The following is a 22,002-nucleotide window of genomic DNA, read 5'->3' on the forward strand; positions in this document are numbered from 1 at the left end:
GGAAAAACTGGCCGTAAGCATCAGATAATACCACCGTTAGCACGCAGGGTTTGGCCGTTGATCCAGGCACCGTCGGCACCGACCAGGAATGACACCGCCGCGGCGATATCCTGCGGCTGACCCAGGCGCTCCAACGGTGCCATTTTCGCCAGACGTTCGATCAGCTCCGGCGTTTTACCGTCCAGAAATAATCCGGTGGCGGTGGGTCCCGGTGCGATGGCATTGACGGTAATATTACGCCCACGAAGCTCTTTCGCCAGCACGCTGGTCAGCGTCTCGACGGCGGCCTTACTGGCGGCGTACATGCCGTAGCTCGGTTGCAACAGCCCGACCACGCTGGAAGAAAAGTTGATGATGCGGCCATTGTCGCGCAGACGCTTCGCCGCTTCACGCAGGGTATTGAAGGTACCCTTCAGGTTGATGTCGATTAGCCGATTGGCATCGGCATCGCTCATTTCCGCCAGCGGGGCCAGTGCAATTACCCCGGCGTTGTTGACCAAAATATCCACGCCGCCGAAGGCCTGTTCGACATGATCAAACATTTTTGCCACCGCTGCGGCATCGCTGACGTCCGCTTTGGCGCTTAGCGCACGACCGCCATTTTGCTCAATTTTGCGCACCAGTTGATCGGCCAAGGTCTGGTTACCTGAATAATTGACGATCACGGTCTTGCCGTCGGTGGCCAGCCGTTCGGCGATGGCGGCACCGATGCCGCGTGATGCGCCAGTTACGATGGCAACCTGTTGGGTAGTGGTGTTCATCTGCTCTCTCCTCGTCGGCACTGCGCCGGCAGGCTTGCCGGTTTGAGGTCATCATGCAAGCCGCCCATAAGGGCGGTCAATGGTTTACAGGGTGCCGTAGTCCAAGGGTACCCAGTTGTAACCTTCACCCTGCTGATTCAGATAACCCAATCCCGGGAATGACAGATGCGCAGCGCCCACCAGCACACGCTGTCGGGCGCTATCACTAAAGACTCGCAGGCGCTGAGCCACTGCCGCTTTGGCATCGCTGTCGAAACTTATGGCAACGCGCGGATCGGGAAGCTGCACTGCCGCAACATGGATAAGATCGCCAATCACCAGCAGCTTTTTACCTTCATTCCCGACCAGATAAATGCTGTGCCCCGGTGTATGACCATGAGCCGCAAACGCGCTGATCCCTGGAGATAACTCACCGTCACTGGCGAAAGATTTAAAGTGCCCGGCAACCTGATAGGGTTTGATCGCCGCCATTGCCCTTTCAAACGAGACTTTGTCTTCGCTCTTCGCCTGCTTCAATCGGCTCTCGCTCAGCCAAAAATCGGCATCCTGCTGACTGGCGCGCACCACCGCATTCGGGAATATCGCCTTGCCGTTTTGCGACAAACCGCCGAGATGGTCCGGGTGCAGATGGGTCAGATAAATTTCGTCCACCTGCTGCGGCTGATAGCCGGCGGCCTTCAGGTTGGCAACCAGCTTGCCCAACCCGTCCCCCAGCAACTTGCCGGCACCGGTATCTATCAGGATCAGCTTACTGCCGGTGTTGATCAGATAGGCATTGACCGAAGTGACCACCGGTTGTTTCTGATGGCGCTCGGCCAAGGCGGCTTCGATCCGCTTTGGCGAACTGTTAAGCAACAGTTTGTCCACCGGCAAACGGAGCACACCATCGGACAAGGCGGTGACTTCATAACTGCCCAGCATGATGCGATAAAAACCCGGCGCGGGGATTTTTACCTGTGGCGCAGCGGCCAGAGTTTGCAGCGACATGACGGCCAGCGCCGCCCCCAGCAGGTAACCTTTCCAGAACATAACGACTCCTTATGGTAAATTTGACAGCGCTAAGTATTGACGCAAAACCCATAGCCTGCCCGCAGGAGCGATGACACAGGCAAAAAAAATCCCCGCGGGGGCGGGGAAAGGCAAAGAAAACTGTGGTTTTTTTGTTATACGAAGAATTTAGCCAGCACTAACAAAGAGAGTGAGACGTTGATCGCACCGCCGATACGGGTGGCGATCTGGGCAAACGGCATCAGCGACATACGGTTACCGGCAGTCAGGATGGCCACATCACCGGTGCCGCCCTGCCCACTCTGGCAGCAGGAGACAATCGCCACGTCGATCGGGTGCATACCAATTTTTTTGCCGACGAAGAAGCCGGTCGCCACCAGGGTAGAAACGGTGCTGACAATCACCACCAGGTTTTGGAGAGTGAAAGCGTTAACCAGTTCCTGCCATGGGGTGATGGCTACGCCAACGGCAAACAGAATCGGGTAGGTCACCGCCGTACGGAAGAACTTGTACACCACCTGCGAACCTTCCTGAATGCGTGGGGAAACGCCGTGTGCCAGCTTCACCGCTACCGCCGCGAACAGCATGCCAACCGGTGCAGGCAGCCCAATCATACGGTGCAGCAGCATTCCTACCATATACAGCAGGATGGCCAACAGCGCGCCACAGGCAATGGTACTGACATCCGCCTTGCCGCTGATTTTATCCACTGCGCTCATTTCGCTGTCGCCCTGCTGGCTCGACATCAGGCTACCCTCACCGGTCAGGTGCGGATAGCGTTTACCGAGTTGATTCAGCAAGCCGGCCAGCACAATGGCGGTCAGGCTGCCGAGCATCACGATCGGCAAAATACGTCCTAACGCCACACCCTGCTCCATATGCAAAATTGCCGCGTAGCCCATCGACAGCGGGATCGCGCCCTCACCGACGCCCCCGGCCATGATTGGCAAGATCAGGAAGAAGAAGATCTGGAAGGGTTCCAGTCCAAGAGCCATACCGACTGCCATGCCCACCAGCATGCCGGCAATCTCACCGCACAGCATCGGTACGAAAATGCGCAGGAAGCCCTGGATCAGTACCTGACGGTTCATACTCATAATGCTGCCGACGATAATGCAGCAGATATAGAGGTACAGAATATTGGTCGATTTATAGAATTTGGTGGTCGACTCCACCACCACATCCGGCAACAGGCCGTAATGCACCAGCGCGGAAGGAATAAAGGTGGCGCAGATCGCCGCGGCCCCCATTTTGCCGATCAGCGGCAGGCGTTTACCGAACTCACCGCAGGCGAAACCAAAGAAGGCCAGCGTTGCAACCATCACTACGATATCGCTGGGTAATTTCCCTTCAAGGCAATCAAGCAAAATAAGCACGCCGGCCAGAACAAAGAACGGCAACGGAATAATCCCTACTTTGTAGTTATCCAGTATGTGCCACCATTTTTCACGCAACGGTATTTCAGCGGCTTTATCTTTGGCGACGAGGTAAGAATCATCTGTTGTGCTCATAATCTGGCCTCTTATTAGTTTGTTCAGCCATCATAGAGAAATGCACGGATTATCTGCTGTGATTTTGTTCAAAATAAAAAAGGGTTTTTAATGGTGGTTATGGTTTCTATGGTGTTAATTGAGGTTATGTAAAATAGATCGTAGATTTAATGGTGTTAACGTTATTTTGACTTTAAAACTTATCACTTTTATTGCAGTCGTGAATGCAGCGACCCGCCAAGAATAAACCCGTGGCGGCGATCACAAGTTGATCCGGCGCAATATTACATTAACGGCGACTCATGATAGGGTAAGCGCTCAGGATCTCTCAGGGTGCCTCCCAAACCATGCGCATAAAGCTCTCATTTCAAATCAAGCTGTTCCTGTGCCTGGTTGCCTTCTCCTGCGTACTGTTAACCTTTATTGGTGCTTACACCTACTATCAGCTCGATGCCCAGCTGCATCGCGATCTCGGCGCGCGAGCGCAGGTGCAGGCAAGGGAAATTGCCCTGATCCCCTCGCTGGTCAACGCGGTGGAACAAAACGACCCGGTTAAAATTGCCGAGCTGGTGAAAAAAATACGTGCCAGCAGCGATGCCAGCTATATCGTCATCGGCGATAAGCAAACCCGGCACCTTTATCATTCTGAATACGCCAATATTGTTGGCACCCCGATGGTCGGGGGTGATAACAAAGAAGTTTTGGAAGGGAAAAGTATTATTTCCATCCGCAAAGGGGGCATCGGCATTTCATTGCGCAGTAAAGCGCCCATTATGGATGAGCATAATAACGTCATCGGCATTGTTTCGGTCGGTTATCTGAAATCCCATATCGACAATCTAAATGCCAGAACCCTGACACAAATCGTCGGATCCATTGTGCTGTTATTAATCGCCCTGTTTGTTTTTTCCTGGCTGCTGTCGAAGAATTTAAAACGCCAGATGTTCTGGCTGGAACCCAAAGAAATTGCGCTGCTGGTGCGTCAGCAAAAAGCCTTGCTGGAAGCCATCTATGAAGGCGTCATCGCCATCGACCCGCAACTTCGGATCATCACCATCAACCACGCGGCGCGTGAACTGCTGGAGCTGCGCCAGCCCGCCGCCGCTCTGATGGGCCGCAATATCGGCGAGATTATCCTGTCACAGCCGGACTTCTTCGGCGCTTCCCAGTTGGGGCACGACACTCATGACGAGGTTTGTCGCTTTAACCACGTGCGGGTGATCGCCAGCCGGGTGCGTATCATGCAGGAACAAGAGTTGCAGGGCTGGGTGATCAGCTTCCGCGACAAGAACGACATCAATACCCTGAGCAGCCAACTCAGCCAGGTTAAACGCTACGCGGACAACCTGCGTATCATGCGCCATGAGCAGCTTAACTGGACGGCCACCCTGGCCGGGCTGCTGCATATGCAGCGCTACGACGAGGCGATCCGCTATGTGGAGGCTCAATCGGAAGGCGCACAGGAGATCCTCGACTTTATTTCACAGCGTTTCAGTTCAGCGGCACTCTGTGGTTTGCTGTTGGGCAAGTACTCCAGTGCGAAGGAGAAAGGCGTTGAGCTGCGTTTCGATCCCGCCTGTCAGCTACGGCAAATCCCGGCGGCGCTGAATGAAACCGAACTGATGTCGATCATCGGCAATTTGCTGGATAATGCGGTAGACGCTACGCTGCATTGCACCACGCCACATGAGGCGGTAGAACTCTATATTAGCGATAACAGCAATGAGCTAGTGATTGAAGTGGCCGATCGCGGTACCGGCATTGCACCCGAGGTGCGTGATACGTTGTTCGAGCAAGGCATCACCACCAAAGATGACAAAGGTGACCATGGCATAGGTTTACATTTGGTCGCCAGCCACGTAGCGCAGGCCCATGGCAGTATAGAAGTGTCGGACAACGAGCCGCACGGGGCCATTTTTTCTTTATTTATCCCTAAAACCTTATAACCCGTTTCGAGCACCCGAATGATGCAACCAGAAGCACTGGACGTTTTGATCGTGGAAGATGAGCCGCAGTTGGCCACGCTGCACGCCGAGTTTATCGAGCAGAACTTTGCTCTGCGGGCGGTGGCTTATGCCGCCACACTGGCCGAGGCCAGAGCCAAAGTCAAGGCCCACCAGCCACGTCTGATCCTGCTGGATAACTTTTTGCCGGACGGCCAGGGCATCGAACTGATGGAAGAAACTGCGGTGAAAAACCCCGGCTGTTCGGTGATTTTCATTACCGCCGCCAGCGATATGAATACCTGCAGCCAGGCGATCCGCAACGGTGCCTTCGACTACATCATTAAACCGGTATCCTATAAGCGGCTGCGTAACTCGCTGGAGCGTTTTATGCAGTTTGTTCAAACCCAGCGTACCTTTAAGGTGATCGACCAAAGCAACGTCGACGCACTGTATAACCTGCAATCCAAACAGTTCTCCAGCGAGCCCAGTGCCAAGGGCATTGAAACCAATACGCTGGAGTTGGTGCAGGCACTGTTTATCGAACAGCCGGAGGCGGCGCACGCGGTGGAAGACGTGGTCAAACAGGTGGGTATCAGCAAAACCACCGCCCGACGTTATCTGGAATATTGCGTCGCTACCCAGTTCGTGCGCGTAGAGATGATGTACGGCAATATCGGCCATCCACGCCGCCTGTATCGCAAGGTTTAAGCTGACATCTGGCTGTCATATTAAGCGGGTAATATGAATGTGCCGATATCCCCTCGATATCGGCACCTGTCGTTGAAATTAATGAAATACTGATGACTTTTACCCGGCCTATGGTCGGGTTTTTTATTGTCTGAATTCAGCCCCGAGCGGGGAAATAACAAGATTATTGCATCAGGATTATTCTTACCTAAAACCAATCATTTAAGGAGAATATCAGATTAAAATAATTGAATACCCACCGCACTACCATAACCAATCGAAAAGTTGATGTAAATCGCTAATATCCCATTCATCAGACATTGAGGGTTGTCTCAGATATTCACTGTGTTAGGGTATAGGGGACTATTATTTTCTATTGGGACATTTTTTATCGCTTGATAATTCATCAGAGGAAACAGCAAATTGCATGGCAATTAAACTCGAAGTAAAGAATCTGTATAAGATATTTGGCGAGCATCCGGATCGCGCATTCAAACTGATTGAGAAAGGTCTGACAAAAGATCAACTGCTTGAAAAAACCGGGTTATCACTAGGCGTAAAAGGCGCCTCTCTGGCCATTGAAGAAGGCGAGATATTCGTCATCATGGGGCTTTCCGGTTCAGGAAAATCCACCCTGGTACGCCTTCTCAATCGTCTGATAGAACCCACCCGCGGCCAGGTGCTGATTGACGGTGAGGATATATCGAAAATATCCGAAAGAGCGCTGCGAACCGTACGTCGAAATAAAATCAGCATGGTGTTTCAATCATTCGCTCTAATGCCGCATATGAATGTTTTGAATAACACCGCATTCGGCATGGAATTAGCCGGCATTCCGCCGCAGGAACGTCAGGAAAAAGCCCTTGAGGCTCTGCGTCAGGTCGGTCTGGAGAATTACGCTCATTCTTATCCCGATGAACTTTCCGGTGGGATGCGTCAGCGCGTGGGATTAGCCCGTGCCATGGCGAATAATCCAGATATATTATTGATGGATGAAGCTTTCTCAGCACTTGATCCATTAATTCGTACCGAAATGCAGGATGAACTGGTCAAATTACAAGCCCAACATCAGCGTACCATCGTCTTTATTTCCCATGATTTGGACGAAGCTATGCGTATTGGCGATCGTATTGCCATTATGCAGGGCGGTGAGGTGATTCAGGTCGGCACGCCGGAGGAAATATTAAATAATCCGGCCAACGATTATGTACGCACCTTCTTCCGTGGCGTAGATGTCAGCCATGTTTTCAGCGCCAAGGATATCGCCAAGCGTCGTCCGGTCGCGCTTATTCGTAAAACCCCCGGTTTTGGTCCGCGCTCAGCGTTACAGCTGCTGCGGGATGAAGACCGCGATTATGGTTATGTTGTTGAACGCGGAAAGAAATTTATCGGCGTGGTGTCGGTAGATTCGCTCAAGCAGGCGCTGGCGGCCAACCTGACGCTGGATGACGCCCTGTTGGAAGCTCCCGCCCCGGTACCGGCCGATATGCCGCTAAGCGAACTGATTTCATTGGTCGCTCTGGCACCTTGCGCGGTACCTGTGGTCTGCGAAGAAAATAACTATATCGGAATTATTTCCAAGGCCATGCTGTTGCAGGCCCTGGATAAAGAGGGCCCAACGAATGAGTGATACTACACAGGATCCATGGGCCACTGCGCCTGCCGACGCCAGTGCCGCACCGACCACTGACGCCGCAAATTCAGCCCCCGCCGCTGGCGACGCCTGGTCCAGCGCGCCACCACCGGCTAGCCATGACGCCGCGAATCAGGCCGCTCAAGGTTCCGACTGGCTTAACAGCGCACCGGCCCAGCCGGAGCATTTCAACCTGCTGGATCCGTTCCACAAGACCTGGGTGCCGTTTGACTCCTGGGTAACCCACGGCATTGATTGGCTGGTGCTACACTTTCGTCCGCTGTTCCAGGGGATCCGCGTACCGGTTGACTTTATCCTCAGCGGTTTTCAACAACTGCTGCTGGGTATGCCGGCACCCGTAGCCATTTTGCTGTTCTCGCTGATTGCCTGGCAGCTTTCCAGCCTCGGTATGGGGGCCGCCACGCTGGTCTCACTGATTGCCATCGGCGCTATTGGTGCCTGGTCACAGGCCATGGTGACGCTAGCGCTGGTATTGACTGCCCTGTTCTTCTGTATCGTCATCGGCTTGCCGCTCGGCATCTGGCTGGCGCGCAGCAAGCACGCAGGCAAGGTCATACGACCGTTGCTGGACGCCATGCAAACCACGCCGGCCTTCGTCTATCTGGTGCCGATCGTCATGCTGTTCGGTATCGGTAACGTGCCGGGAGTGGTGGTGACCATTATCTTCGCCCTGCCGCCCATCGTGCGTCTGACCATTCTGGGCATTAAGCAGGTGCCGGAAGATCTGATTGAAGCCGCTGAATCCTTTGGTGCCAACCCGCGCCAACTGCTGTTTAAAGTGCAGTTGCCATTGGCAATGCCGACCATTATGGCCGGGGTAAACCAAACGCTGATGCTGGCACTGTCGATGGTGGTGATCGCCTCGATGATCGCCGTAGGCGGTCTGGGCCAGATGGTGCTACGCGGTATCGGTCGCCTCGATATGGGGCTGGCCGCCGTCGGCGGGGTCGGTATCGTGATCCTGGCGATTATTCTCGACCGCCTCACCCAGTCGCTGGGGCGCGATCGCCGCAGTAAAGGCATGGGGCGTTGGTACGCACACGGTCCCATCGGCCTGCTCACCCGGCCCTTCATCAAAAAGCCATAATTGATTGCCCTGCCCCCGGCCAGCGTCGGGGGCACCGATAAAATCGAAGGAACCACTATGCGCTCGACAGGAATTTGGGCTTTGGCCCTGACTTCATTGCTTGGCACACAGGCGTTCGCCGTCGAACTTCCCGGCAAAGGCGTCACGGTTAAACCCTTGCAAAGTACCCTCGCCGAAGAAAGCTTCCAGACCGAATTGGTCAACCGTGCCCTGACCAAGCTGGGCTATAACGTCCAGCCGACCGGCGAGGTGGAATACAACATCGCCTATACCTCTATCGCCTCCGGTGATGCCACCTATATGGCGGTAAACTGGGAGCCGCTGCAAACCGACATGTACCAAAGCGCCGGCGGCGACAAAAAGTTTTATCGCCAAGGTGCCTATATTACCAATGCGGCCCAGGGTTATCTGATCGACAAGAAAACCGCCGACCAATACCACATCCACGATATTTCGCAGTTGAAAGATCCCAAGTTGGCCAAGCTGTTTGACGCCGACGGCGACGGCAAGGCCGATCTGGCCGGCTGCGAACCGGGCTGGGTGTGCGGCAACGTCATTAACACCCATATCAAAGCCTATGGCCTGAGCAACACAGTGACTCAAAACCAGGGCAATTACTCCGCCATCATCGCCGACACCCTGACTCGCTACAAACAGGGTAAACCGGTGCTGTATTTCACCTGGACGCCGTACTGGGTGAGCGATGAGCTGGCACCGGGTCGTGATGTGGTTTGGTTAACCGTGCCGTTCTCCGCCAGCCCAGGTTCGTTGAAAGACAAGGATACCGCCTTGCCGAACGGCAAAAATTACGGTTTTTCCGTCAACAACGAACATATCGTCGCCAACAAGCAATGGGCCGAGGCTAACCCGGCCGCCGCCAAACTGTTCGCCATCATGAAACTGCCGCTGGCGGACGTGAACGCGCAGAACCTGCGGATGCACAAGGGCGAGAACAGCGCCGACGATATACAACGCCACGTAGACGGCTGGATTAAAGCCCACCAAGCCACCTTTGACGGTTGGGTCAGCACCGCTGCAGCAGCGAAATAATCCCGACGTGCCGGAAATCCCGGCTTCATAACATAAAAAAGGTATTTCACTATGCGCACTACAGGAATCTGGGCGGTTGCCCTTACCACATTGATTAGCTCACAGGCGGTTTCCGCCGCGGACTTGCCGGGTAAAGGCATTAGCGTTCAGCCGGTGCAAAGCACCATATCTGAAGAAACCTTCCAGACGCTACTGGTCAGCAAAGCACTGGAAAAGTTAGGCTATGACGTCAAGGACACCCGTGAAGTAGACTATAACGTCGCCTACACGTCGATCGCCTCTGGCGACGCAACCTTCCTGGCGGTGAACTGGGATCCTCTGCACGCCGATCAGTACAAGGCCGCTGGCGGCGACGCCAAGTTTTACCGTGAAGGGGTTTACGTCAACGGCGCGGCGCAGGGCTACCTGATCGACAAAAAAACCGCTGACAAATACCACATCACCAACGTTGAGCAGTTGAAAGATCCGAAGATCGCCAAGCTGTTTGACACCAACGGTGACGGCAAGGCCGATCTGACCGGTTGTACGCCAGGCTGGGGCTGTGAAGCGGCGATTAACCACCACATCAAGGCCTACGGCCTGGATAAGACCGTCGAACACAACCAGGGCAACTACGCGGCGATGATTGCCGACACCATCACTCGCTACAAAGAAGGCAAACCGGTGCTGTATTACACCTGGACGCCGTACTGGGTGAGTGACGTGCTGGTACCGGGCCGTGACGTCGTCTGGCTGCAGGTGCCGTTCTCCGCCATGCCGGGCGAGCTGAAAGATATGGATACCAAGCTGCCAAACGGTGCCAACTATGGTTTCCCGGTGAATACCATGCGCATTGCCGCCAACAAGAAATGGGCCGAAGCCAACCCGGCAGCCGCCAAGCTGTTTGCCATCATGAAGTTGCCGATTAGCGACGTGAATGCGCAGAACCTGCGGATGCATGAAGGTCAGGCGTCAGAAGCCGATATCCAGGGCCACGTTAATGGCTGGATCAAGGCGCATCAGGCCACCTTTGACGGCTGGGTGAAAACCGCCGCCGAAGCCGCCAAGAAGTAATCGTACAGGGGTGCAGTTCTCCACTGCGCTCCGCTCTCTTCATTCAGCAATATCTATCCCACTAAACTGCAAAAAACGCTCGGCGGTTCTAGACAGCTGCTGCGGCCATACGCAGTACACCTGTCGTCGCGGACCGTCCTCAATTGGGATTGATACCAGCGAACTCAGACGCTGCGCCGTAGAAATCGGCACAATGCCCGCCGCCAAACCACGCCGCACCAAATTCTCCAACCATTCAATATGATCAATTTCAAAACTGACATGCCGCTTGATACCTGCGGCCTGAAACGCGCGGTCGGTTTGCCGCCGGGCGCCGGTGCCGCTGTAAAAGTCCACCAGCGGCACTTCCGACAGGGTTTGCAGATTGACCCGCTGACAGCTGGCCAGCGGATGCTGCGACGCCACCAGTGCCACCAACGGCTCATCGGTTAGCTGCCGATGCGACACCGGCAGCATATCGATATCCCCCGGCCAAATACCGACAAACGCCACGTCGGTTTTTTGTTGGCGGACGTCTTCCAGCAATTCTTCGCTCATGCCTACATACAGCCGGATATTCACCGCCGGATAGTGACGATGGAAGTTGCCCAGTTTTTCAGTCAGATCAATCGCGTTTATGGTCGAAATAGTGCCAATGGTCAGGGTGCCGGATACCGTGCCGCTGGCCGCGAGCACTTCTTCCATCAGCGTCTGCTTCGCCGCCAATAGCCGTTGTGCAGGCTGAATAAACGCCTGCCCGGCGGTGGTCAGTCTGACCCGGCGTGAGGTACGTTCAAACAATGCACAGCCCAGTTCCTCCTCCAGTTTAGCTATCTGGTGGCTAAGGGCTGACTGTACCGTATGGCAGCGCTGTGCCGCTCGGGTAAAGCTCTGCTCTTCGGCTACCGCCAGCGCAAAGCGGATCTGTTTCAGGTTCATGGCATCTATCGAAAAATGAGATTAATCAAATGAAAATTATACATTGGTTTAACGCGCTGTCCTGCCCGATACTGCGCCCAACTTCTTTCTGTGATTAAAAACTATGAACCAACAACATTCACAGCCGGGTCTCAGCCCAGCGTTGATCGTGCTGATCGCCATCGCCACCGGTCTGGCGGTCGCCAGTAACTATTACGCCCAGCCTCTGCTGGAAACCATCGCCCAAAACTTCGGTTTATCGGTAAATCAGGCCGGCTTTATCGTCACTGCCGCCCAGTTGGGCTACGCCGTTGGCCTGCTGTTGCTGGTGCCACTCGGCGATATGTTTGAACGCCGCGGACTGATCGTCTTTATGACCCTGCTGGCGGCAGGCGGCATGCTGATCACCGCCAGTTCCACGACCCTGCCGATGATGATCCTCGGTACCGCACTCACCGGGCTATTCTCGGTAGTCGCACAAATCCTGGTGCCGCTGGCGGCGACGCTGGCACACCCGGAAAAACGCGGCAAAACCGTCGGCATTATTATGAGCGGGCTGCTGCTCGGCATCTTGCTGGCACGCACCGTGGCCGGAGCGCTGGCTTCGATCGGCGGCTGGCGCACCATTTACTGGGTCGCCAGCGTACTGATGATCCTGATGGCGCTTATCCTGTGGCGCGCCCTGCCGCGCTACAAGCAGCATTCGGGGCTGAATTACCCGCAGTTGCTGAAATCGATCTTCACCCTGTTTTGCGGTACTCCGCTGCTGCGCACCCGCGCAATACTCGGGGCGCTGTCGTTCGCCAATTTCAGCGTGCTGTGGACTTCGATGGCCTTTTTACTGGCGGCTCCGCCGTTTGGTTATTCCGAAGGGGTGATAGGTCTGTTCGGCCTGGTCGGCGCTGCCGGTGCGCTGGCAGCTTCACGCGCCGGACATTTGGCGGATCAGGGCAAGGCCGGGTTAACCACCAGCGTGGGCCTGGTGCTGTTGCTACTTTCATGGATACCCATAGCTTTCGCTAAACAATCCTTATGGGCATTGATCGCCGGTATTCTGCTCCTCGACCTGGCCGTACAAGCCGTACACGTCACCAATCAGAGCGTGATTTACCGCATTATGCCGGAAGCGCGCAACCGTCTGACCGCCGGCTACATGACCAGCTATTTTATCGGTGGGGCACTCGGCTCGCTGCTGTCCGCTTCAGCCTATCAACATGCGGGCTGGACCGGCGTTGCCGCTGCCGGGAGCGTTTTGTGCCTGCTCAACCTGCTGACCTGGTGGTGCGGCAAGCGCCATGATCCCCAGGGACCGGCGGCCATCTGATTAGCAAGCGAATAGTCATAGCTGGAATTTATTAGCGGCGCAGGGTATAAACATTACTTACTCTCTGGTAATGTTCTGGGGATAAACTATTGGTTCCCTATATACCCTGCGATTCAAATACATTATGCAAAGCCAAGCTGCAGAAAGTATCAATCCCCCAGCCGTAAGTTCCACCTTCACCCACGGCATCGTCGACAGTTTACCGATCGTTATCGGCTATGTGCCGGTGGCTTTTGCGTTTGGCCTTAGCGCCGTTAAGCTGGGGTTCTCCCCGCTAGAGAGCATTTTCTTCTCCTGCATCATCTATGCGGGCGCCAGCCAGTTCGTGATCACAGCCTTGCTAAGCGCCGGTATGTCACTGTGGGTTTCCGCGCTGACCGTGATGGCAATGGATATACGGCACCTGTTGTATGGTCCTGCTTTGCGCCACCGCATCGTCTCGCGCATGTCGGGCGGCAAAACTGCGCTCTGGGCCTTTGGCCTGACTGATGAAGTGTTCGCCGCCGCCACCGCTAAATTGATGCGCAATAACCGCAGTTGGAGCGAGAACTGGATGATCGGCATCTCGCTTTGCTCCTGGCTGTCTTGGGTCGCAGGCACCGCGCTGGGTGCCGTGTTCGGCAATGGGCCACTAGAGCAGTTCCCGGTGATTGAAGCCTCATTATCCTTTATGTTGCCGGCGCTATTCCTCAGCTTCCTGCTAGCGGCATTCAAACGTCCGCAAAGCCTGACCATCGCCGCCGCACTGGCCGGTGCGCTGCTTGGCGTAGTGCTGTTCTCTATCCCAGTGGCCATTTTGGCCGGCATCAGCGCCGGTTGTATCGCAGCCCTGTTCCAACCCACAGCAACGGAGGCCATTGATGAACACTGATGTGCTGGTGATCGGCCTGGTGGTCGGCTGTGCTAATTATCTGTTCCGCTACTTACCCTTGCGTTTGGCGCCTGCGCGGGCACAACCGGGAATCAAACGCGGTAAAACCGCACTGTTGCTCGACAGCATCGGCATCGCCTCAATCTGCGCGTTGCTGGTGGTTTCCAGCACCCCGGTAGTGATGCGTGAACCGGACAAGCTGTGGCCCACTCTGGTCGGTTTCGCCGCGCTGGGCCTGTGTTTTTACCGAACCAAAAGCATCATTTTGTCGACGCTGATTGGCGCGGCATCCTTTGGCATTACATTAAAGTTATTTATGATTTTCAGTCAGGGTAACCTTTAATCTTAGGCAGCACGTCGCATTAACCCTTTTGCTTAAAGTGGGTTTATTGACAATCCGCTGACAAATGACACGAATTGCTAAATTATTCGGACGACTGAAGATTTACATTATTAATCACTATCGTTACTATCTCGAACGAAATTAATGAGGCCCCAAATTATGGAAAGCTCGTTTACTCCCATTGAACAAATGCTTAATTTCCGCGCAAAACGTCAGAAAGATTTTCCTTATCAGGAAATTCTGCTGACCCGGCTGTGCATGCACATGCAAAGCAAGCTGCTGGAAAACCGCAATAAAATGCTCAAGGCACAAGGGATTAACGAAACACTGTTTATGGCGCTGATTACTCTGGATGCGCAGGAGAATCACAGCATCCAGCCTTCTGAGCTAAGCTCTGCTCTGGGCTCGTCACGCACCAATGCCACGCGGATTGCCGATGAACTGGAAAAACGCGGCTGGATTGAACGCCGGGAAAGCGACCATGACCGTCGTTGCCTGCATTTGCACATGACGCCGCAGGGAGAAGAGTTTCTCAACCAACTGCTGCCACCGCAGCACAAATGTCTGCATTTCCTGTGGTCCACGCTGAACGATGATGAACAGCAACAGCTTGAAAAGCTGACGCGCAAGCTGTTAACGCGTCTTGACCAGATGGAAGTTTCAGGACAGTTATCCCAATAATTTCTGTTCAGGTAACCTACTATGCGATCCCCGTTTAACAGGAGATTCACCCCGCTGTTCGCCGTATTGCTGCTGGCCGGGTGCGCTTCTACCGACAATATTGCCCCGCAATCCACCCTGATGGACCCGCAGAGCCTGCAATTGTCACAGCCGAAAGTCAGCTCGCTGAACGTTAGCCCACAGTGGTGGCGCTCGCTCAACGATCCGCAGCTCGACAGCCTGATGACCCAGACGCTGCAAAGCTCACCGACGCTGAGACAAGCCGCCGGACGCGTGCGCGAAGCGCAAAGCGTGGTGGGTGAAGCCAGTGCAGCCAACGGCCCGAATCTGGATCTGAACGCCAGCAGCAACCGCCAGAAAATTCCGCAGAACGTCAACATGGGATTGGGTTATCCGCATAAACCGATCTACGAGAGATCCAACTCTCTGGGGCTGAATCTGGCCTATGAGTTTGACTGGTGGGGGAAATACCGCAATCAAGTTAACGCCGCCAGGGCGCAGGTCGATGCGGCCCGCGCCGAGCAAGAACAGGCTGCGCTGACGCTGACCAGCTCGGTGGCCTCCGCCTATTTCCAGCTGCAGAGCAATTTCGCGCTGGAAAAACTGCTGCAGCAGGAAGTCGACAACAACCAACGTCTGACGGATTTGCGCCAACAACAATATCAAGCCGGCATCACCGGTGTTGATGTTCCGCAACAAAGCCAGGCGCAGGCCGACGGTGCCAAGCAGCAGATCCTGCAACTGCAGTCGCAGATTGAACAACTAAGACACCAATTGGCCGCGTTGGCCGGCCAGGGCCCGAGCGCGATGCAGCATCTGCGTCCGGTGGCTCTGCCCGCCAGTAATCTGATGGCGCCAAAAGGTGAACTGACCGCCGATCTGCTGGGCAAACGCCCGGATATCGCCGCGCAGCGCCAGTTGGTGGAGTCTTACAACCAACGAGTCAGCACCGCCCGCAAGGAATTTTACCCCAGCCTGACCATTTCAGCCTTTGCCGGCCTGACCACCACCAACACCAGTGGCACCAGCCCGAATCTGTTTGAAGCGGCCAGCCAGGCCTGGAACGTGATGCCGGCGATTTCATTGCCGATCTTCCACGCCGGTGCGCTGCGCAGCAAGCTGGGTGAGGAGTCCGCGCTGTATGACCAAGCTGTGGAGTCCTATAACCAAACCATCCTGAATGCCGTGCAGGAAACCGCCGATGCCATCACCGTCCAACAAAGCACTGCGCAACAGCAGCTGCAGGCGGCATCTGCGTCCCAATCGATGCAACAAGTGTACCGCGTCGCTAACGCTCGATACCAGGCAGGGATTATCGGGCGCGACCAGTTGTTAACCAGCCAGACGCAGCTCTTGCAGCAGCAACAGGCGGAACTCAATGCCAACAGCAACTTGCTGCAGGCGAAGATAGGACTGATCCGTGCGCTGGGCGGTGGCTATCAGGCCCCGGTCGCTGCGGATTCAAAAGCATAATAAAATAGAGAGCTTGGAGAACACCATGAGCGCAAGCGCGGAGACTCAGACCCCGCCACAACCTGTCGGCAAAAAGAAACAGCGCAAGTTTTGGTTGCTGTTAATGACGGTTATTTTCATTGTTATTGGGGTGGCATATTTAGTGTATTGGTTCCTGGTGTTACGTCATCATCAGGAAACGGACGACGCCTATGTATCCGGTAACCAGGTGCAGATTATGGCCCAGGTGAACGGTAGCGTTAACAGCGTCAACTTCGACAATACCGACTACGTGAAGCAGGGGGATGTGCTGCTCACGCTGGATCCGACCGATGCCGAACAGGCGCTTGAACGCGCCAAAACCGGCCTGGCCAACAGCGTACGTCAGACCCACCAACTGATCATCAACAGCAAGCAGTATCAGGCCAACATTGCCCTGCGCAAGTCTGACCTGAGCAAGGCGGAGAACGATCTGAAGCGCCGTGTGGTGCTGGGCAGCCTTGACGCCATCGGCCGTGAAGAACTGCAACATGCGCGTGATGCGGTCGACAGCGCCAAAGCAGCACTGGAAGTGGCCGTTCAGCAATACAACGCCAACCAGGCAATGGTGCTGAACACCCCGCTGGAGCAACAGCCGGCTATCCAACAGTCCGCTGCGCAAATGCGTGACGCCTGGCTGGCGTTGCAGCGTACCAAAATCATCAGCCCGATCACCGGCTATGTGTCTCGTCGCAGCGTACAGGTTGGTGCGCAAATCGCCGCCGGTTCCCCGCTGATGGCGGTGGTGCCTGCCGATCACATTTGGGTGGACGCCAACTTTAAAGAAACTCAAATCGCCAATATGCGTATCGGTCAGTCGGCCACCGTTGTCAGTGACATTTACGGTGACGACGTGGTCTACAGCGGCAAAGTGGTCGGTATCGATATGGGCACCGGCAGCGCCTTCTCACTGCTGCCTGCACAGAATGCTACCGGTAACTGGATCAAGGTGGTTCAGCGCCTGCCGGTTCGTATTGAGCTGGATGCCAAGCAAATCACCGATCATCCGCTGCGTATCGGTCTGTCGACGCTGGTGAAAGTTGACACCACCAACCTGGACGGCCGAGTGCTGTCTGACGTGGTGCGTAACAAGCCGCTGTATCAGACCGACGCGCTGGCGTTGAACCTGGCCCCGGTTAACCAGATGATCGCCGACGTGATCCATGCGAATGCCGGCTAAGCGCGTGGGAGGCAACCTTGGCACAGAAACCGCTTGAAGGTGCCCAGCTCGCCTGGATGACGGTCGCGCTCGCCATGGCGACCTTTATGCAGGTGCTGGACTCCACCATTGCCAACGTGGCAATCCCGACCATCGCGGGTAACCTCGGGTCTTCCAACTCGCAGGGGACCTGGGTGATCACCTCGTTTGGCGTGGCGAACGCTATCTCGATCCCGATCACCGGCTGGCTGGCGAAGCGCGTCGGTGAAGTGCGGCTGTTCCTTTGGTCCACCGCCCTGTTCGTGCTCGCTTCCTGGCTGTGCGGCATCTCCAACAGCCTGGGCATGCTGATCTTCTTCCGCGTGATCCAGGGCGTGGTCGCGGGGCCACTGATCCCGCTGTCGCAAAGTCTGTTGCTGAACAACTATCCGCCCGCCAAGCGAGCGATGGCCCTGGCGCTCTGGTCAATGACAGTGATCGTCGCGCCCATATTCGGGCCTATCCTCGGCGGTTATATCAGTGATAACTATCACTGGGGTTGGATCTTCTTCATCAACATTCCGATTGGCGCCGTAGTGATCCTGGTGGCGATGTCAACGTTGAAAGGCAGGGAAACCAAAACCGAGATCAAACCGATCGATACCATCGGCCTGGTGCTGTTGATCGTCGGTATTGGTTCGCTGCAGGTGATGCTCGATCAGGGTAAGGAGCTGGACTGGTTCAACTCCACCGAAATAATAGTGCTAACGGTGGTCGCGGTAGTAGCGCTGGTGTTCCTGATCATCTGGGAACTGACGGACGACCACCCGGTGGTGGATCTGTCGCTGTTCAAGTCGCGCAACTTTACCGTCGGCTGCCTGTGTATCAGCCTGGCCTATATGCTGTATTTCGGCGCTATCGTGCTCTTGCCGCAGCTGCTGCAAGAGGTATATGGCTATACCGCCACCTGGGCGGGGCTGGCTTCGGCACCTATCGGATTGATACCGGTATTGCTGTCGCCGATCATCGGCAAGTTCGGTAACCGGCTCGACATGCGACGACTGGTGACCTTCAGCTTCATTATGTATGCCGTGTGCTTTTACTGGCGCGCTTATACGTTTGAACCGGGAATGGACTTTGGCGCTTCGGCGTGGCCGCAGTTTGTCCAAGGCTTCGCCATCGCCTGCTTCTTTATGCCATTGACCACCATTACGCTGTCCGGCCTGCCGCCGGAGCGTATGGCCGCGGCGTCGAGCCTGTCGAACTTTACCCGTACGCTGGCGGGGTCGATCGGAACTTCGATCACCACCACGCTGTGGACTCAGCGTGAATCGCAACATCACTCGCAACTGGCAGAATTTGTAAACCCTTACAGCCAGCAGTCGCAAGAGATGTACCGGCAGCTGGAACAGATTGGCATGAGCAAGCAGCAGGCGTCGGCCTATATTGCCAACGAGATCACCGCGCAGGGGCTGATTATCTCGGCTAACGAAATATTCTGGCTATCGGCTGGGGTGTTCCTGATCCTGCTGGCGCTGGTCTGGGTGGCTAAACCGCCATTCAGCTCCGGCGGTGGGGGCGGCGGCGCTCACTAAACAGTAGAAAGCAAAACGGGCACCCCAGGGCGCCCGTTAGGTTGCTGACAAAGCAGGAAAAAGCGTGGTTTTTCCTGCTTTGTGGTGAGCAGCCGAAAATCAATAAATTGATTTTCCTGATTTTTATTTATCGGCCTCTACTCGCTCTGGGCTGGAATGAGGTTTGTCATCAGTCTGACGGGCACCCCAGGGCGCCCGTTTTTTATTCGACAAAGCATTAAGCCTGGTTTTGACGCCACCAGTCAGCCAGCAAAATACCGGTCGCGACCGATACATTCAAGCTTTCTACCTTGCCAGTACCGCCGATAGACACGTTCATGTCGCCCTGCTGCCAAGCACTGTCGCTCAGGCCGTCACGTTCCTGACCCAGTACCAGTACCATTTTGGCCGGCAGTTTAGCCTGCGCCAATGGGGTGCCTTTGTGGCTCGAGGTGGTGACAATGGCGTAACCTGCTTTGCGGAAGGTATCCAGCACCGACAGGAAGTCATCGGCGTTAATCGCCTTGATGTGCTCCGCGCCACCTTCAGCCGTACGCACCGCGGCACCTGATTCCAGCACCGCCGGATCCTGCAGCAATACGCCGTTAACGCCAAAGTGGGCACAGGAACGGACGATAGCCCCCAGGTTGTGCGGGTTGCCTACTTCTTCCAGTGCCAGCACGCAATCTTTCGCCGGGGCTTCTTTCAAATAGGTTTGTGCATCCAGACCCTGACGCTTTTTAATCAGGAAGCAGACGCCACCGTGGTGTTCGGTGCCGGACGCTTTGGCCAGCTCTTCTTCATCCACCACGTGATAGGCTTTGCGGTTTGCCGCCATCCAGCGCAGTGCTTCACGAAAACGTGGCGTGACCGACTGTACGAACCAGGCTCGGACGATAGCGTCCGGACGGCTGGCAAACAGGGCCTGACAGGCGTTTTCGCCGTAAACGCGGGTTTCTTCCGCACGCTGACGACGCAACTGTTCTGGATCGATAAAGCTCTTGCCGCTGATGCCGCCGTGATCAAACGCCGGCTCTTCTTCCGGGCCACGTGACACGGTTTTCCACGGCGAATCATAACCGCCACGGTCTTCAGTTTGCGCTGGACGGCGAGGACGATCGCTTTCACTGCGGCGGGAATCAGAGCCAGAGCCACGGCGATCGTTATTACCGCGCGGCTTGTCCTGACCGGTACGGCCCGAAGAGCGCGCACCGTCTGCCGGACGGCCTTTGCCGGCCGGACGCTTATTCTTGTTACGGCCGTCGCTGTTGCTGTCGTCGTCACTGCGGACGTACATCACTTTAACTTTACCGTTCTTGCCACTAAATGAATCGTTCATTTTCTTCTCCACCAACGCGCAGGGCGCGAAGATTACCTGATGTTGGGGTGCTAAGCCACCTACTTGCGCTAAAAGCTAACAACTATCGTATTCATCGAACAAACCTCTTTGTTCATTTCCCTACTTTTAACGATAATAAGCAGCATTAAAGATACATATCCGCAACCCGAGTGCGGTATGTCGTGCTTTCACCGTATCCGAGGTCATCATGAATACAGTTTGTCCAGCTTGTAATGCCACCAACCGCGTGCCTGAAGAACGTGTGGCTGACGGCGCGAAATGCGGCCGTTGCGGCCATGCGCTCTTTGACGGCGAGGTGATCAACGCCAGCGCCGCCACACTGGACTCGTTGTTGCAAGATGGCCTGCCGGTGGTGGTCGATTTTTGGGCACCGTGGTGCGGCCCTTGCGTCAGTTTTGCCCCGATCTTTGAAGACGTCGCCAAAGAGCGCGCCGGCAAAGTTCGCTTCGTTAAAGTCAACACCGAGGCAGAACCCGAACTGAGCGCCCGTTTCCGCATCCGCAGCATTCCGACCATCATGCTGTTCCGCGAAGGGAAAATGGTCGACATGCTTAACGGCGCCATGCCGAAAACGCCGTTCGATAACTGGCTCAATGAATTAGTTTAACGCAGAAAGTCTATACCCGTCGCCTTTCAATAGGCGGTGTTACCCATTGCCCGTGACACCGCCGTGACTCAATCCAGCCCGAACGCTCCCGTCGGGCTTTTTTCTACGTTACAATAGCGGTTTTCCCCGAGACTTTTATGACCGACAACGCCGTCCTTCGCCTGCGCCAATTTCGCCTGGAACGCTCTACCCGCCCTTTTCTGGCGCGTGGCAATCGCGTACCGCGTTGTCAGGGCTGCCTGCTACCCCATAAAAACTGCCTGTGTGGCACTATCCAGCCACAGCCTGCCGCCAGCCGTTTTTGCCTGATCATGTTTGGTGCAGAACCGCTGAAACCGAGCAATACCGGCCGACTGATCGCCGATATTCTGCCGGAAACCCAGGCATTTCTTTGGTCGCGTACCGAGGTTGACCCTGCCCTGCTGGCGGCGATTAACGATCCCGAGCGCCAGCCTTACGTGGTGTTTCCCGCGTCCTATGCCGCGCCCGAGCGGCCGGTGTTCAGCGAATTGCCTGCCAGTGGTAAACCGCCGCTGTTTATTATGCTCGACGGCACCTGGACCGAGGCGAGCAAAATGTTCCGTAAAAGCCCGTACCTTAATCAGTTCCCGGTGTTCTCACTCAACGTGACCGCCGCTTCGAATTACCAACTGCGCGAAGCCAGCCGCACCGAGCAGCACTGCACAGCCGAAGTGGCGGCAGCGCTGTTGCAGCAGGCCGGGGATGTGGCCGCCGCCAACGGGCTGGTCGAGCATTTTCACTATTTCCGTCAACAGTATCTGGCCGGGAAACCTACTCGCCCGGAGGCACCGGTCACAGCAAAGCCGTCGCAAAACGCCTAGAATCAGGCGTAACGTTGCCTATAGCCAATAGCATTCGAAAGACAGGTAGGCGGCAACTGAACGACAAGTCGGCAAGAGGCGATTTGAACAGCGCTTGCGCTGGCCCGAAGGGGAAGCCTCAAATGAGGCTTCTCATCC

General features: G+C 55.5%; 20 protein-coding genes. 15 read left to right on the top strand and 5 right to left on the bottom strand.

Annotation, left to right across the window (positions count from 1 at the left end; translation table 11 throughout):
* Nucleotides 1–20: 20 nt before the first annotated feature.
* The 3 genes from ACUTSU_RS21540 to ACUTSU_RS21550 all read right to left on the bottom strand — a co-directional run bounded on the left by ACUTSU_RS21540 (nt 21) and on the right by ACUTSU_RS21550 (nt 3,280).
* Entirely contained in the window at nt 21–761 is a 741-nt protein-coding gene (locus ACUTSU_RS21540; RefSeq protein ID WP_445652341.1) for an SDR family oxidoreductase, read from the bottom strand.
* A gap of 84 nt (nt 762–845) precedes the next feature.
* The gene (locus ACUTSU_RS21545; protein WP_445654707.1) at nt 846–1,790 is read right to left on the bottom strand and encodes an MBL fold metallo-hydrolase; all 945 of its coding nucleotides are present in this window, start codon (nt 1,788–1,790) and stop codon (nt 846–848) included.
* Between the two features lie 134 nt (nt 1,791–1,924).
* A complete protein-coding gene (locus ACUTSU_RS21550; RefSeq protein WP_445652343.1) occupies nt 1,925–3,280 on the bottom strand; it encodes a 2-hydroxycarboxylate transporter family protein in 1,356 nt (451 codons plus the stop codon).
* Nucleotides 3,281–3,606: 326 nt separating this feature from the next.
* Here ACUTSU_RS21550 and ACUTSU_RS21555 point away from each other — a divergent pair, with 326 nt between their 5' ends.
* The 6 genes from ACUTSU_RS21555 to proX (ACUTSU_RS21580) all read left to right on the top strand — a co-directional run bounded on the left by ACUTSU_RS21555 (nt 3,607) and on the right by proX (ACUTSU_RS21580) (nt 10,736).
* On the top strand, nt 3,607–5,205 hold the full coding sequence (locus ACUTSU_RS21555; RefSeq protein ID WP_445652344.1) for an ATP-binding protein: 1,599 nt from the start codon (nt 3,607–3,609) through the stop codon (nt 5,203–5,205).
* A 21-nt stretch (nt 5,206–5,226) separates the two neighbouring features.
* Nucleotides 5,227–5,913: a response regulator gene (locus tag ACUTSU_RS21560; RefSeq protein ID WP_445652362.1), complete on the top strand. Its 687-nt coding sequence runs from the start codon at nt 5,227–5,229 to the stop codon at nt 5,911–5,913.
* Between the two features lie 406 nt (nt 5,914–6,319).
* A complete protein-coding gene (proV, locus tag ACUTSU_RS21565) occupies nt 6,320–7,522 on the top strand; it encodes a glycine betaine/L-proline ABC transporter ATP-binding protein ProV (RefSeq protein ID WP_445654710.1) in 1,203 nt (400 codons plus the stop codon).
* Nucleotides 7,515–8,633 (top strand): glycine betaine/L-proline ABC transporter permease ProW, encoded by a 1,119-nt coding sequence (proW, locus tag ACUTSU_RS21570; RefSeq protein WP_445652345.1) that lies wholly within the window; start codon nt 7,515–7,517, stop codon nt 8,631–8,633. The genes proV and proW overlap by 8 nt, the downstream gene beginning before the upstream one ends.
* Nucleotides 8,634–8,690: 57 nt before the next feature.
* Nucleotides 8,691–9,683, top strand: a complete 993-nt coding sequence (proX, locus tag ACUTSU_RS21575; protein ID WP_445652346.1) for a glycine betaine/L-proline ABC transporter substrate-binding protein ProX — start codon at nt 8,691–8,693, stop codon at nt 9,681–9,683.
* A gap of 51 nt (nt 9,684–9,734) precedes the next feature.
* Nucleotides 9,735–10,736 (top strand): glycine betaine/L-proline ABC transporter substrate-binding protein ProX, encoded by a 1,002-nt coding sequence (proX, locus tag ACUTSU_RS21580; protein ID WP_261093275.1) that lies wholly within the window; start codon nt 9,735–9,737, stop codon nt 10,734–10,736.
* 39 nt (nt 10,737–10,775) lie between these two features.
* Here the strand turns inward: proX (ACUTSU_RS21580) and ACUTSU_RS21585 are convergent, their stop codons facing one another.
* Complete coding sequence (locus tag ACUTSU_RS21585) at nt 10,776–11,654, bottom strand: LysR family transcriptional regulator (protein WP_445652347.1); 879 nt, start codon at nt 11,652–11,654, stop codon at nt 10,776–10,778.
* Between the two features lie 103 nt (nt 11,655–11,757).
* On the opposite strand from ACUTSU_RS21585, the gene ACUTSU_RS21590 reads away from it, so the two are divergent.
* The 7 genes from ACUTSU_RS21590 (at nt 11,758) to emrB (ending at nt 19,076) form a co-directional block, all read left to right on the top strand.
* On the top strand, nt 11,758–12,957 hold the full coding sequence (locus tag ACUTSU_RS21590; RefSeq protein WP_445652348.1) for an MFS transporter: 1,200 nt from the start codon (nt 11,758–11,760) through the stop codon (nt 12,955–12,957).
* 124 nt (nt 12,958–13,081) lie between these two features.
* The gene (locus ACUTSU_RS21595) at nt 13,082–13,828 is read left to right on the top strand and encodes an AzlC family ABC transporter permease (RefSeq protein ID WP_044554494.1); all 747 of its coding nucleotides are present in this window, start codon (nt 13,082–13,084) and stop codon (nt 13,826–13,828) included.
* Entirely contained in the window at nt 13,818–14,171 is a 354-nt protein-coding gene (ygaH, locus tag ACUTSU_RS21600; RefSeq protein ID WP_020828317.1) for an L-valine transporter subunit YgaH, read from the top strand. The genes ACUTSU_RS21595 and ygaH overlap by 11 nt, the downstream gene beginning before the upstream one ends.
* A 159-nt stretch (nt 14,172–14,330) precedes the next feature.
* Nucleotides 14,331–14,852, top strand: a complete 522-nt coding sequence (mprA, locus tag ACUTSU_RS21605) for a transcriptional repressor MprA (protein ID WP_445652349.1) — start codon at nt 14,331–14,333, stop codon at nt 14,850–14,852.
* A 21-nt stretch (nt 14,853–14,873) separates the two neighbouring features.
* On the top strand, nt 14,874–16,325 hold the full coding sequence (locus tag ACUTSU_RS21610) for an efflux transporter outer membrane subunit (RefSeq protein WP_445654708.1): 1,452 nt from the start codon (nt 14,874–14,876) through the stop codon (nt 16,323–16,325).
* Between the two features lie 25 nt (nt 16,326–16,350).
* Nucleotides 16,351–17,523, top strand: coding sequence for a multidrug efflux MFS transporter periplasmic adaptor subunit EmrA (emrA, locus tag ACUTSU_RS21615; RefSeq protein WP_445652351.1), 1,173 nt, complete (start codon nt 16,351–16,353; stop codon nt 17,521–17,523).
* Nucleotides 17,524–17,540: 17 nt separating this feature from the next.
* Nucleotides 17,541–19,076: a multidrug efflux MFS transporter permease subunit EmrB gene (gene emrB, locus ACUTSU_RS21620; RefSeq protein WP_445652352.1), complete on the top strand. Its 1,536-nt coding sequence runs from the start codon at nt 17,541–17,543 to the stop codon at nt 19,074–19,076.
* Between the two features lie 217 nt (nt 19,077–19,293).
* On the opposite strand, the gene ACUTSU_RS21625 is transcribed toward emrB, so the two are convergent.
* Nucleotides 19,294–20,394 (bottom strand): tRNA/rRNA methyltransferase, encoded by a 1,101-nt coding sequence (locus ACUTSU_RS21625; RefSeq protein ID WP_445652353.1) that lies wholly within the window; start codon nt 20,392–20,394, stop codon nt 19,294–19,296.
* A 208-nt stretch (nt 20,395–20,602) separates the two neighbouring features.
* Here ACUTSU_RS21625 and trxC point away from each other — a divergent pair, with 208 nt between their 5' ends.
* Together trxC and ACUTSU_RS21635 are read left to right on the top strand one after the other, a co-directional pair.
* Nucleotides 20,603–21,022 carry a thioredoxin TrxC gene (trxC, locus tag ACUTSU_RS21630; protein WP_445652354.1) on the top strand — a complete coding sequence of 140 codons (420 nt, stop codon included), beginning with the start codon at nt 20,603–20,605 and terminating at the stop codon, nt 21,020–21,022.
* Nucleotides 21,023–21,159: 137 nt separating this feature from the next.
* Nucleotides 21,160–21,864, top strand: coding sequence for a tRNA-uridine aminocarboxypropyltransferase (locus ACUTSU_RS21635; RefSeq protein ID WP_445652355.1), 705 nt, complete (start codon nt 21,160–21,162; stop codon nt 21,862–21,864).
* Nucleotides 21,865–22,002 lie beyond the last annotated feature (138 nt).

This window comes from Serratia sp. NA_13, assembly GCF_052691735.1.